The following is a 12,778-nucleotide window of genomic DNA, read 5'->3' on the forward strand; positions in this document are numbered from 1 at the left end:
GGCTAACCCGGCGGCCCGCCCGTCCCCGGCGACCGGCCCCGCACCGGCCGCGTCACCTGCTTCGCCACGCACGACGGCAGCTCGCCCGGCGCGTCCGCCGCCCGCCGCCGGTACACGCTGGGCGGCATCCCGACGAGCTCGGTGAACCGGGTGCTGAATGTGCCCAGCGACGAGCAGCCGACCTCGAAGCACACCTCGGTGACGGTGAGGTCGCCGCGCCGCAGCAGCGCCATCGCCCGCTCGATGCGCCGCGTCATCAGGTAGGAGTAGGGCGATTCGCCGTAGGCGGCGCGGAACTCGCGGCTGAGGTGCCCCGCCGACATGTTCACGCCCCGGGCGAGCGCCTCGACGTCGAGCGGCCGCGCGAACTCCCGGTCGATCCGGTCGCGGACGCGCCGCAGCCGCGCCAGGTCGAGAAGGCGCTGCTCCGAGGCGGGTTTGCGGGCCACATCCGGATCGTACGTCCCGCCGGTGACATCCTCGCGCCGCCGCTGCCGGGCCCCGCGGCGTCCCGCCCCGCGCCGGAGGCGGGCGAGGACGTCCGCGAGGCCCACGGCCGGTCAGGCGCCGACGTAGGCGGCGAGGTGCTCCCCGGTGAGGGTGGAGCGGGCGGCGACGAGGTCCGCCGGCCGCCCCTCGAAGACGATCCGCCCGCCGTCGTGGCCGGCGCCGGGACCGAGGTCGATGATCCAGTCGGCGTGCGCCATCACGGCCTGGTGGTGCTCGATGACGATGACCGACTTGCCGGCGTCGACCAGCCGGTCCAGCAGCCCGAGCAGCTGCTCGACGTCGGCGAGGTGCAGGCCCGCGGTCGGCTCGTCGAGGACGTACACGCCGCCGTCCTCGCCCATGTGGGTGGCCAGCTTGAGGCGCTGCCGCTCGCCGCCGGACAGCGTGGTGAGCGGCTGCCCGATGCCGAGGTACCCGAGCCCGACGTCGGCGAGCCGCCGCAGGATCCGGTGCGCGGCGGGCAGCCGCGCCTCGCCCGCGCCGAAGAACTCCTCGGCCTCCGCCACCGGCATCGCGAGCACCTCGGCGATGTTCCGGCCGCCGAGGCGGTAGTCCAGCACCGCCTCCTGGAACCGCTTGCCCTCGCACTCCTCGCAGGTCACGGCGACACCGGCCATCATCGCGAGGTCGGTGTAGACGACGCCGGCGCCGTTGCAGGCCGGGCAGGCGCCCTCGGAGTTCGCGCTGAACAGCGCGGGCTTCACGCCGTTCGCCTTCGCGAACGCCTTGCGGACCGGGTCGAGCAGCCCGGTGTAGGTCGCCGGGTTGCTGCGCCGCGAACCGCGGATCGCGCTCTGGTCGATCGCCACCACGCCCTCGCCCGCCGGGATCGACCCGTGCACGAGCGAACTCTTGCCGGATCCGGCGACGCCCGTGACGACGGTGAGCACCCCGAGCGGGATGTCGACGTCGACGTCCTGCAGGTTGTGCGTGGACGCGCCGCGGATCTCCAGCCTTCCGGTGGGCTCGCGCAGCGTCTCCTTGAGCGTGGCCCGGTCGTCGAGGTGGCGGCCGGTGACGGTGCCGGACGCGCGCAGCCCCTCGACGGTGCCCTCGAAGCAGACGGTGCCGCCGTCCGTGCCCGCGCCGGGACCGAGGTCGACGACGTGGTCGGCGATCGCGATCGCCTCCGGCTTGTGCTCCACGACCAGCACGGTGTTGCCCTTGTCCCGCAGCCGCAGCAGCAGGCCGTTCATCCGCTGGATGTCGTGCGGGTGCAGCCCGATCGTCGGCTCGTCGAAGACGTAGGTGACGTCGGTGAGCGAGGAGCCCAGGTGCCGGATCATCTTGACGCGCTGCGCCTCGCCGCCCGACAGCGTGCCCGACGGCCGCTCCAGGGACAGGTAGCCGAGCCCGATCTCCACGAACGAGTCGAGGGTGTGCGCCAGCTTCCCGAGCAGCGGCGCGACGGACGGCTCGTCCAGCCCGCGGACCCACGCCGCCAGGTCGCTGATCTGCATCGCGCACGCGTCGGCGATGCTCATCCCGTCGATCTTCGAGGACCGGGCCGCCCCGGTGAGCCGCGTGCCGCCGCAGTCCGGGCAGACGGTGAACGTCGTCGCCCGCGTCACGAACGCCCGGACGTGCGGCTGCAGCGCGTCGACGTCCTTGGACAGCATCGACTTCTGGATCCGCGGGATCAGGCCCTCGTAGGTCAGGTTGATCCCGTCGACCTTGATCTTGGTCGCCTCCCGGTGGAGGAGGTCGTCCAGCTCCTTCTTCGTGTACCTGCGGATCGGCTTGTCCGGGTCGAAGTAGCCGCAGCCGCGGAAGATCCGCCCGTACCAGCCGTCCATGCTGTAGCCGGGGATCTTGAGCGCGCCCTCGTTCAGCGACTTGTCCTCGTCGTACAGCTCGGCGAGATCGATGTCGGAGACCGTGCCGCGGCCCTCGCAGCGCGGGCACATCCCGCCGGTGATCGTGAAGCTGCGCTGCTCCTTCACCGTCTTCCCGCCGCGCTCGAACCTGACGGCGCCGCCGCCGCTGATCGACGCGACGTTGAAGGAGAACGCCTGCGGCGAGCCGATGTGCGGCCGCCCGAGCCGGCTGAACAGGATCCGCAGCATCGCGTGCGCGTCGGTGGCGGTGCCGACCGTGGAGCGGGGGTCGGCGCCCATCCGCTGCTGGTCGACGATGATCGCCGTGGTCAGCCCCTCCAGGACGTCGACGTCGGGCCGCGCCTGCGCCGGCATGAAGCCCTGCACGAAGGTGCTGTACGTCTCGTTGATCATCCGCTGCGACTCGGCGGCGATCGTGTTGAACACCAGCGACGTCTTGCCGGACCCGGAGACGCCGGTGAACACCGTCAGCCGGCGCTTCGGGATCTCGATGCCGACGTCCTTGAGGTTGTTCTCGCGGGCGCCGTACACGCGGATCAGGTCGTGGCCGTCGGCGACGTGCGCCGCGCCGGGCCGCGGGTCCGGCGCGTCCGTGCTGGTGGTGGTGCTCATGCTCTCTCCATCGGGTCGGCGGGCCCGGGGCGGCGGGCCGCGTCGGCGCCGCCTGCCCGGTCCGACAGTATGTCCGGTTCGCCGCTCCCGCGGCCCGCGCCGCGTCCGGTCCGGGGGGACCCCGTCACTTGTCCTGGATGAGTCCGAGGACGTTGCCGTCGGGGTCGGTGAACGTGGCCACGAGGCGGCCGCCGCCGACGTCGCGCGGGGCGTCCTTCACGGCCGCGCCCGCCGCCGTCACCTCGGCCAGCTTCGCCTCGATGTCCGGGACGTGCCAGTACGCCACCGGCGACGTCATCTCCTGCGGCCCGCCGGCCGGCACCAGCCCGATGTGCTGGCCCTCGGCGTCGTAGCCGACGTAGTACTCCGAGTCGGCCGTCGGGCCGGCGCCGAGCAGGGCGGTGTAGACGGCCTTGGCCGCCGCCAGGTCGGTCACCGGGTGCAGGACCGTCCTGATCCCCTGGGTGGACGTCTCGCTCATGATCGCTCCTTGGGTCGTGAGGGGCGCCCCCGTCCGGGGGCGCCCGTGCCGGTCACGCTAGTTCCGGCCCGGTCATCGGGGCTTCTCGATTCCTGACCGGTCTGGTCAGCCGTCCCACCTGCGACGACGCCCCTCAGCCCCAGGCGCCGGCGATCTGGCGGGTGGTGGCGTTCAGCCGGTTGAACATGTTGGTGACGCCGATCATCAGGACGATCGCGGCCAGCTGCTTCTCGTCGAAGTAGGTGGCGGCGGTGTCCCAGACCTCGTCGCTCACCGCGTCGGGACGGTCCGCGAGGCGCGTCGCGGCCTCCGCCAGCTCCAGCGCGGCCCGCTCCTCGTCGCTGAAGTACGGGGCCTCCCTCCACGCGGCGACCAGCGCCAGCCGCTCGTCGCTCACGCCCGCCTTCCGGGCCGTCTTGGCGCCGGCGTCGACGCAGGCGCTGCACCCGTTGATCTGGCTGACGCGCAGGTGCACCAGCTCCAGCGTCTGCTCGTCCACCCCGCCGGAGTGCACGGCCTTGAAGACCTCCTGGATCGGCTTCATCGCGCTGGACAGGACGACGGCGGGGTTCTGCATCCGGGACTGCATCTCGGTTTCTCCTCTTTTCGGGCCGGTGCCCCGTTCCCTCGGGGCGTGACTCCATCACAGCGGGACGGGCTTGCCATGACGACGCCGATGGGACACCGTGGGACAGCCGGAACGGGCTTGACCAGCGGCAGGAGCGCCCGCACGGGTCCGTCCGGCGTGGGACAGGGAGGCGGGGGAACGGTGGTCGTGCAGCAGCGGACGGCGAAGGCCGACCCCCAGGAGGAACTGGCCGCCCGGCTGCGGCTGCTCCAGGAGCTGTCCGGACGCGGCGTCCGGGCCCTCGCCCGGGACACGGGCCTCAGCTCGTCGTCGCTGTCGCGGTACCTCGGCGGGCAGACCGTCCCGCCGTGGCCGGCGGTGCTCGCCCTGTGCCGGCTCGTGAAGCGCGACCCGCGCCCGCTGCGTCCGCTGTGGGAGCGGGCGTCGAACCCGCTGCCGGCGCCCCCGAAGGCCAGCCGCCAGGTGCAGCAGCCGTCGCCGCCCTCCGGCGTCCCGCGCCCGCCCCGCAACGACCTGCCGCGCGACGTGCCCGACTTCACCGGCCGGGAGGCCGCGCTCGCCGCCGTCCTCGACGCGGTGGCGGGCAGCCGGGTCGTCGCCGTCGACGGCATGGCGGGCGTCGGCAAGACGTGCCTGGCGGTGCACGCCGCGTACCGGCTCGCCGCCGACCAGCCCGACGCCCAGCTCTACCTGGACCTGCACGGGTTCACCGAGGGCCGCGAGCCCCTCGACCCCGGGACCGCGCTGCGGTCGCTGCTCGCCGCGCTCGACGTCCCGTCCGAGAAGGTCCCGCAGGAGGGCGGCGTCGAGCCGCTCGCGGCCTGCTGGCGGTCGGAGCTGGCCGGGCGCCGGGCCGTCGTGGTGCTGGACAACGCCGCCGACGCCGAGCAGGTCAGGCCGCTGCTGCCCGGCGCGGGCCGGTCCGTCGCCCTGATCACCAGCCGCAACCGGCTGCTGGGCCTGGACGAGGTGCCCCCGGTGTCGCTGGACGTGCTGACCCCGGAGGAGAGCGCGGAGCTGCTGGCCCGCGCCAGCGGCGAGGCGGGCGGCTCCGGCGGTCCCGGCGGCCGGCTGGCCCGCGAGCCGGAGGCCGCGGCGGAGGTGCTGCGGCTGTGCGGGCACCTGCCGCTCGCGCTGCGGCTCGCCGCGGCCCGGCTGCGGCACCGGCCGGGCTGGACCGTCGGCATCCTCGTCGAGCGGATGGCGGAGGGCGCCGGCGAGTTCGACACCGCGCTCGCGATGTCCGTCCGGCAGCTGGACCGGGCCCAGCGCCGCCTGTTCCGGCTGCTGGGGGAGCTGCCCGGGGCGTCGTTCGACGAGTACGTGGCGGCGGCGCTCGCGGACGTCCCGCCGCGCACCGCCCTGGCCATGCTGGAGGACCTGCTCGACGCGCACCTCGTCCAGCAGCCGGCGGCCGGCCGCTACCGGCTGCACGACCTGGTCCACCAGCACGCGCGCCGGGCCGCCGCCGAGCACGAGTCCCCGGCGGAGCGGGAGCGGGCGCTGGGCCGCGTCCTCGACTACTACGTGCACGCCGCCGCGGCCGCCGACGCCGCGCTGCCGTTCCCGGCGGGCAGCCGGGCCGCGTCCGCGGGCCGGGCCCCGGCCGGGCTGCCGCGGTTCGCCGGGAAGAACGCGGCGCTCGCCTGGTTCGGCGCCGAGTACGGGAACCTGCTGGCCGCCTTCCACGCCGCGGTCGCCGCCGGAGCCGACGCGCACGTGTGCGAGCTGCCGCGCTTCATGCGGGCGTACTTCGCGCGGCGCTGCGGGACGACGCAGCTCAACGCCCTCTTCGAGCGGTCCGTGGACGCCGCGCGGCGCCTCGGCGACCCGGTCTCGCTCGCCGAGGCGCACAGCGACCTCGGCTTCGCGCGGTACAACGCGGGCCGGATGGCGGAGGCCGGCGCCGCGTACGAGGCGGCGGCGCCGCTGGCGTCCGAGGCGGGGGACGTCCTGTCCCAGGCGGAGCTGACGCTCCGCCGCGGCTACCTGAGGTGGGACGAGGGGCACGTCGAGGAGCCGCTCGAGCTGTTCCGGACGGCCGGGCGGCTGTACGAGGCCGCCGGCCGCCCGATGGGCGCCGTCCATGCCACCGCGTACGAGGCGTGGGTGATGCTCCAGCTCGGGCACCGCGAGGAGGCGGCGCGGCTCGCCCGCAAGGCCCTGGAAGTTCCGCACTCCGACCCGTCATGGGCGCCCGCGCTGACGGCCCGGATCACGCTCGGCGTGGCCATCGCCGACGAGGAGCCCGACGAGGCCGTCCGGCATCTCCACGAGGCCCTCGGCCTGGCGCGGGAGGACGGTCACAGGCACAACGAGGCGTGGTGCCTTAACTGCCTCGGCGTCGCGCTGCGCCGGATGGGCCGGTACGAGGAGGCGATGGACGCGCACCGGCAGGCGTTCGCGCTGCTCGACGAGCTGTTCGAGGAGCACTGGAAGATCCACTTCCTCAACGGCTACGGCGAGACGTGCCGGCTGGCGGGCCTGCCCGAGGAGGCCCTGCGGCTGCACCGGCGGGCGCTGGAGCTGGCCCCTGAGGTCGGGTACCGGCACGAGGAGGCGCTGGCCCACGAGGGGATCGCCGCCGTCCTCGACTCGACGGACCCGGCCGCGGCGGCGGAGCACCGCGCCGCGGCGCAGGCCGTGCTGGGCGAGCTCAGCCCCGCGCCCGCGACGGCGGAGCGGTGAGCGCGTAGATCAGCAGGATGGACATCGCGATGGTCAGCACCGACCAGAGCGGGAACGCCCGCAGGAACGCGATGTGGCCGATCGCGGTGAGCACGGCGAACAGGACGCCGACGACGCGCGCCCACATCTGCCCGGCGATGATCCCCGCGCCGACGGCGATCTGCACGGCGCCGAGGACCAGCCAGAACCAGCCCCACGCCGTGAAGTCGAACACCATGATCTGGTTGCCGTTGACGAGGTAGTAGTTGTCCTTGAACAGGCCGACCAGGCCGTCGATGACGTTGAACGCGCCGATCACCATGGCGAGGGTGCCGGCGAACGTGAGCCATCCGGACGTCGGCCGCAGCTGCCGGGCCGTGCCGTGCGCCATCCTGGTCATCGTTGGCCTCCCCATGCTCGCGCCGGATGTGAGTGCCCGAAAGATCCCCGTTGTTCCGCCCTCCCCAACCGCAGCCGGTGCGCTTTTGGCGCACGCCGGGCCGAAACGTGACCAGAACCTGGCACACCCTCCAGCAGCACGGCCGAGCGTCGCGGTCGCGTCCCCGGGGCAGGGGCCGACAGGGCTCTTTCAGGTGGGCTTTCGCGCTAGGACGAGGCGGGCGCGGGGAGTGCCGTCGTCGCGCCGGCCCAGAGCCGTCAGAGGAGCGGTCGACACGCTGAATCCGGCCGCCGCCAGGTCCTTGCTGACCGCGCCCAGCGGGCAGGTGCGGTAGTACATGACGAACGGGGGACGCCACACCGCGTTCCGGACCCGCATGACCGCGTCGAATCCGAGCAGCGCCCAGTACCAGCGCGACGTGAGGGGCGGCGGGGCGCCGAGCGGGAAGGCGAAGAGCCCGCCGGGCCGCAGCGCCCGGTGCACCCCGGCGAAGACGGCGGGCCGTTCGGCGGGCAGCAGGTGGCCGAGCGCCCCGAAGGTCACGGCCAGGTCGAATCCCGCGCCGAAGGAGAGGTCCCGGACGTCGGCGCGGACGAGTTCGGCGTCCGGATGGGCTTCGCGCGCCTGCGCGAGCATCCCGGCGCTGAAGTCGACGCCCGCGATCGGCCCCCGGCACACGGCCTCGAGCGTCCGCATGCCCGCGCCGGTGCCGCAGCACACGTCCAGCCCCCGGTCGAACGGCCCGAGCGGCCGCAGCGCCTCGGTGGTCGCGTCGAGCACGGCGTCCGGCGTGCGGAAAGGCGTGTGGTCGAACTTCGGGGCGAGCAGGTCGTAGCCCCGCTCGACCGACGACAGCGCCTGCACCGCCAGCTCGCGCGGCGACGGCCCCTGGGACGAGAACACCGCCCAAGGCTACTCGCGGCACGCCGCCGCGGGTCAGGGGCGCGGGGGCGCCGCGGCCTCCAGGGCGTCGATGCCGCCGGACATGATCGTGCGGACGTGGTCGGTGATGTGCTGGAGCGGCCAGTCCCACCAGGCCAGGTCGAGGAGCCGGGCGATGTCGGCGTCGCCGTGGCGGCGGCGGAGGAGCCTCGCCGGGTTGCCGCCCGCGACGCCGTAGTCGGGGACGTCGTCGACGACCACGGACCCGGACGCGATGATCGCGCCGTGCCCGATGCGGACGCCGGGCATCACCAGGGACCGGTAGCCGAGCCACACGTCGTTGCCGATCACGGTGTCGCCGCGTCCGGGCAGGCCGGTGATGAGGTCGGCGTGCTCGGCCCAGGAACCGCCCATGATCGGGAAGGGGAACGTCGACGGCCCGTCCATGCGGTGGTTCGCGCCGTTCATGAGGAACCGCACCCCCTCGCCGAGCGCGCAGAACCTCCCGATGACGAGTTTCTCCGGCCCGTAGTGGTAGAGCACGTTGCGGGTCTCGAACGCGGTCGGGTCGTCCGGGTCGTCGTAGTAGGAGAACTCGCCCACCTCGATCAGCGGGGACGTGACCAGCGGTTTCAGCAGCACGACGCGCGGCTGCCCGGGAATCGGGTGCAGCACGTCCGGGTCGGCGGGCACGGGCGGCATGGCTGGGCCGTTCCTTTCGGCGGGGCGGGTCCCTCGGCGGGACGGCGGCCTCACTAATGCGACGTGTGATGCATTAAGATACTGGCACGACGCCGTCCCACCGAGCAACCGGAGCACCACCGATGACGCCACCGGCAGACGACGGGCCCACGCCGCCGCGGCGCCGCCCCGGCGGCCGCACCGCCCGCGTCCGGACGCAGGTCCACGAGGCCGTGCTCGCGGAACTCGGCGAGCACGGCTTCGACGGCCTCACCATGGAGGCCGTCGCCGCCCGCGCCGGCGTGCACCGCGCCACCGTCTACCGGCGGTGGGGCGACGTCGGCGGCCTGCTCGCCGACGTCCTGGACGCGGCGGCCGACGACGCCTGGCAGCCCCCGGACACCGGCTCCCTGGAACGCGACCTGGCCGGGCTGAACCGCGAGATCCAGGACGCGATGACCGCGCGACCGCCGGTCATGGCGGCCCTGATCGCCGCGTCGTTCCGCTCCGAGAAGGCCGAACGCGCCCAGCGGCGGCTCTGGGAGGACCGCTACGCCCGCTGCGAGATCGTCGTCACCAGGGCCGTCCGCCGGGGCGAGCTCCCCCCGGGCACCCACGCCAGGCGACTCCTGATCGCCGCCACCGCCCCGCTCTACCACCACCTGGTGCTCCTCCGCACGCCCCCGGACCCGGACCTTCCCGACCATGCCGCCCGGACCGCCGCCCTGGCCGCCGCCGCCGGCGCCTTCACGGGCACGGATCGCTGAACCGCACCCGCCTTCGGCGCCGACCGCTCACTCGAACGCGGCCCGGTGGTCGCGGGCCCAGGTCGCGTAGGTGCGCGCGGGACGGCCGAGGACGGCCGCGACGTCGCCGGTCAGCCGGGCGTTCCCCCCTTCGGCGATGAACCGCTGGCCGCGCATCGCGCCCTCGGCGAACTCCGGGTCACGGCCCGCGGCGATCATCTGCTCCTTCGCGACGTCCGGCGGCACGTCGACGATCCCGATCGGGCGGCCGAGCACCTCCTCCAGGGTCGCCACCTGGTCGGGCGCGCTCAGCAGCTCGGGACCGGTCAGCGTGTAGGTCCGCCCCGCGTGATCCGGCGCGGTCAGCGCCGCGACCGCGACCTCGGCGACGTCGCGCGGGTCGACCACGCCCTGGGCGCCGTCCCCGGTCAGGTTGGCGACCGGCCGCCCGGCCCGGATCATGGGGGCCCAGTGCAGGGTGTTGGCGGCGAAGCTGCTCGGCCGCAGGATCGTCCAGTCCGCCTCGCCCGCGCGCAGCGCCCGCTCGCCGGGCAGGTGCCAGCCGCCGGCCCTGACCTCGGTGTCCTCGCCGGTGCCGATGGCCGACAGCTTCACCACCCTCCCGACGCCGTGGGACCGCGCGGCGTCGAGCATCGCCCGGTCGTGCCGCTCGATCCAGGGGCCCGGCGCGTCCAGCAGGAAGACCGCGTCGGCCCCGGACACCGCGCCGTCGAGGGAGGCGCGGTCGTCGAAGTCGCCCTGGACGACCTCCGCCGGCAGGGTGCTGCCCTGCGGGTTCCGCGTCATCGCCCGGACCCGCTCGCCGCGCTCGGCCAGGATCCGGACCACTTCGGTTCCGATGGTGCCCGTCGCACCCGTCACGAGGATCATGCCGGGCACTCTGCCGCGCCGCCCCACACCGGATATAGGAAGAATCGGCAGCCCCGTAGAGTCGTCGGCGTGGACGCGATGACCCCCATGCCCGTGCTGCGGCCCTGGATCGCCGACGTGGCGCTGATGCGGCCCGACGGTGCCCGGCCGGTCGTCCACCTCCCCGACGCCGCCACCGCGCTCGTCTACCGCAGGACCGGCGACCGGGACGGCGACCTCCGCGTCGTCGGCCCCCGCAGCCGCGCCACCTACAACCCGGGCAAGGACCTGCCGATGTGCGTCCGGGCCCGGCTGCGCCCCGGTGCCGCCCGGCCGCTGCTCGGCGTCCCGGCCGTCGAGCTGCGGGACCGGGCCGTCCCGCTCACCGACCTGTGGGGCGACCGCGCCGCCCGCCTCGAAGACCGGCTCAACGAGCTGGCCGGCCCCGACGCGATCCTGCGGGCCATCGAGCACGCGCTGCTCGACGGCCTGCACGGCGGCCCGGACGGCGGCGCGGACGGCGGCGCGGACGCGCGCGACCTGCTGCTCCGCGAGGCCGTCGAGTCGCTGTCCACCACCGGCGAACGGGTCGCCGCGCTCGCCCGGCGGCTCTCGGTCAGCGAACGCCACCTGCGCGACCTGTTCACCGACCGGGTCGGCCTGCCGCCCAAGCGCTTCGCCCGCATCCAGCGCGTCCGCACGGTGCTGGCCCGCGCGGGCTCCGCGCAGTGGGCGGGCCTCGCCTCCGATACCGGCTACTACGACCAGTCCCACATGACGGCCGACTTCCATGCGCTCATGGGCGTGTCCCCGGCCGCCTTCAGCGCGGGCCGCCTTCCCGCGAGCACGCCCTGCGCCGCATAAAGAAAGAGGCTCGGAGCCTCGTCCAGGAATTGATCGGGCAAAGTTCTGAAAAGCGCTGGATAGCGCCTGCTCGTCCGAACAGACCCCGGAGGGGGACGGACGAGCGAAGGCGTGGACATGTCCGATGAGCGGGTGGTCGATCCCGAAGGCGCGTACCTCTGGGACGGGTGGGGAACCTGCCTGTCCTGGTGGGCGAACACCGAACTGGGCGCGCGTGACGACCTGGCCGCGGCCCTGTTCGGCCTGGACGCGGCCGGTGTGAAGACCTCCAGCCGCGGGATCGAGCTTCCCGGCCTGGGCCTGAACATCGTGCGCTACAACCTCGGGGCCTGCACCTGGACGGACGGGTCCGCGATGGTCGAGTCGCCCGCCATCGTCCGGCGCAAGCAGATCGAGACGTACCACGACGGCGAAGCGTGGAACTGGAGCGCCGACCCGAACCAGCGGAGCATGCTGGCGAGGGCCCGCGACGCCGGCGCCGACACCTTCGAGATGTTCTCGGTCTCACCGCCCTGGTGGATGACGGTGAACAGGAATCCCTCCGGCGCCGAGCGGGGCGAACAGGACAACCTCGAATTCCAGTACCAGGACGCGTTCGCGCGGTACATCGCGGCGGTGGCCAGGCGCGCCCGCGACGACTGGGGCATTCGCTTCTCGTCGGTCGAGCCGTTCAACGAGCCCTCGCTGACCGCCTGGCACGCGCGGCAGAACCAGGAAGGATGCCATTTCACCATCGGGGCGCAGGAAGCGGTCATCGAGTACCTGCGCCGCGCGCTGGACGACCACGGTCTCGGCGACGTGCTGATCGCCGCGTCCGACGAATGCCGTTATGCGGACGCGGTCGTCACCTGGCAGAAGTTCACCGAAGGCGCCAAGCGTCTCATCGGCCGCGTCAACGTGCACGCGTACGAGCCCGATGAGAGGGGCCGCAGCCGTACCGAGCTCCGCGAAGCCGTCGGCGAGGAAATTCCGATATGGCAGTCGGAGTATTCCGAGGGGGAGCCCGACGGATTGGCGATGGCGCTGAGCATCAGCCGGGACATCCGGTATCTCCGGCCGACCGGATGGGTCTGCTGGCAGCCCGTCGAGGCGCTCGACTGGGGGCTGCTGGACGGCGAGTACGACGACCGGACGCCCAATCCGGACGGCGGAGCCCCGGGCACGCTCGAAGGGGAAGTGGGCGGCGTCAACACGAAATATCACGTCCTCGCCCACTACACGCGCCATATCAGGCCGGGGATGCGGATCCTGAGGTCCGGGCACACGAACACCGTTGCCGCCCACGACCCGTCCGCCCGGCGGCTGGCCTTGGTCACCGTCAACGACGGCCGGAAGCGAACCGTCACCTACGATCTGCGGCCGCTGACCAGGGACGCGAACGCGGCTCGTGTGTGGGTGACCGACGCGATCGACGCTCCCGGCGCACGCCGGTACGCCCGCCGGCCCGACGCCGATTCCCGGGACGGTCTGCTCACAGTCGTCCACGAGGCGAACACCGTCACGACCATGGAAATCGACGGCATCTGAGCATTCGCCGGGGCGCTTACCGGCGAATGGCTCATGATGAACACCTTCCAACACTCACGGAAAAGTCAGTCTTCCCCGCCGATTCCCGCGTGGTAAAGGCGGAGCCGATCG

Annotated in this window: 12 protein-coding genes; 4 read left to right on the plus strand and 8 right to left on the minus strand. The window is 73.7% G+C overall.

Features of this window, described 5'->3' with window-relative positions; translation table 11 throughout:
- Positions 1 to 2 precede the first annotated feature (2 nt).
- The 4 genes from J4557_RS15295 to J4557_RS15310 all read right to left on the minus strand — a co-directional run bounded on the left by J4557_RS15295 (position 3) and on the right by J4557_RS15310 (position 4,030).
- Positions 3 to 449, minus strand: coding sequence for a helix-turn-helix transcriptional regulator (locus J4557_RS15295; protein WP_208267195.1), 447 nt, complete (start codon positions 447 to 449; stop codon positions 3 to 5).
- A gap of 111 nt (positions 450 to 560) precedes the next feature.
- The gene (locus J4557_RS15300; protein WP_208267196.1) at positions 561 to 2,960 is read right to left on the minus strand and encodes an ATP-binding cassette domain-containing protein; all 2,400 of its coding nucleotides are present in this window, start codon (positions 2,958 to 2,960) and stop codon (positions 561 to 563) included.
- A gap of 124 nt (positions 2,961 to 3,084) precedes the next feature.
- Positions 3,085 to 3,441: a VOC family protein gene (locus tag J4557_RS15305; RefSeq protein WP_208267197.1), complete on the minus strand. Its 357-nt coding sequence runs from the start codon at positions 3,439 to 3,441 to the stop codon at positions 3,085 to 3,087.
- 133 nt (positions 3,442 to 3,574) lie between these two features.
- Complete coding sequence (locus J4557_RS15310) at positions 3,575 to 4,030, minus strand: carboxymuconolactone decarboxylase family protein (protein ID WP_208267198.1); 456 nt, start codon at positions 4,028 to 4,030, stop codon at positions 3,575 to 3,577.
- A 180-nt stretch (positions 4,031 to 4,210) separates the two neighbouring features.
- Here J4557_RS15310 and J4557_RS15315 point away from each other — a divergent pair, with 180 nt between their 5' ends.
- Complete coding sequence (locus J4557_RS15315) at positions 4,211 to 6,718, plus strand: tetratricopeptide repeat protein (RefSeq protein WP_307799828.1); 2,508 nt, start codon at positions 4,211 to 4,213, stop codon at positions 6,716 to 6,718.
- Here J4557_RS15315 and J4557_RS15320 read toward each other — a convergent pair.
- The 3 genes from J4557_RS15320 to J4557_RS15330 form a co-directional block, all read right to left on the minus strand.
- Positions 6,687 to 7,097, minus strand: a complete 411-nt coding sequence (locus tag J4557_RS15320; protein WP_208267200.1) for a DUF7144 family membrane protein — start codon at positions 7,095 to 7,097, stop codon at positions 6,687 to 6,689. The genes J4557_RS15315 and J4557_RS15320 overlap by 32 nt on opposite strands.
- A 189-nt stretch (positions 7,098 to 7,286) precedes the next feature.
- Positions 7,287 to 8,000, minus strand: coding sequence for a class I SAM-dependent DNA methyltransferase (locus J4557_RS15325; protein WP_208267201.1), 714 nt, complete (start codon positions 7,998 to 8,000; stop codon positions 7,287 to 7,289).
- 33 nt (positions 8,001 to 8,033) lie between these two features.
- Positions 8,034 to 8,681, minus strand: coding sequence for a CatB-related O-acetyltransferase (locus J4557_RS15330; protein WP_208267202.1), 648 nt, complete (start codon positions 8,679 to 8,681; stop codon positions 8,034 to 8,036).
- A gap of 122 nt (positions 8,682 to 8,803) precedes the next feature.
- On the opposite strand from J4557_RS15330, the gene J4557_RS15335 reads away from it, so the two are divergent.
- Positions 8,804 to 9,427: a TetR/AcrR family transcriptional regulator gene (locus tag J4557_RS15335; protein ID WP_208267203.1), complete on the plus strand. Its 624-nt coding sequence runs from the start codon at positions 8,804 to 8,806 to the stop codon at positions 9,425 to 9,427.
- A 27-nt stretch (positions 9,428 to 9,454) separates the two neighbouring features.
- On the opposite strand, the gene J4557_RS15340 is transcribed toward J4557_RS15335, so the two are convergent.
- Positions 9,455 to 10,297, minus strand: coding sequence for an SDR family oxidoreductase (locus J4557_RS15340; protein WP_208267204.1), 843 nt, complete (start codon positions 10,295 to 10,297; stop codon positions 9,455 to 9,457).
- A 78-nt stretch (positions 10,298 to 10,375) separates the two neighbouring features.
- Between J4557_RS15340 and J4557_RS15345 the strand changes: the two genes are divergently transcribed.
- Positions 10,376 to 11,140 carry a helix-turn-helix domain-containing protein gene (locus J4557_RS15345; RefSeq protein ID WP_243775844.1) on the plus strand — a complete coding sequence of 255 codons (765 nt, stop codon included), beginning with the start codon at positions 10,376 to 10,378 and terminating at the stop codon, positions 11,138 to 11,140.
- 117 nt (positions 11,141 to 11,257) lie between these two features.
- The gene (locus J4557_RS15350) at positions 11,258 to 12,667 is read left to right on the plus strand and encodes a glycoside hydrolase (RefSeq protein WP_208267206.1); all 1,410 of its coding nucleotides are present in this window, start codon (positions 11,258 to 11,260) and stop codon (positions 12,665 to 12,667) included.
- Positions 12,668 to 12,778 lie beyond the last annotated feature (111 nt).

It is taken from the genome of Actinomadura nitritigenes (assembly GCF_017573545.1).
GTDB lineage: Bacteria > Actinomycetota > Actinomycetes > Streptosporangiales > Streptosporangiaceae > Spirillospora > Spirillospora nitritigenes.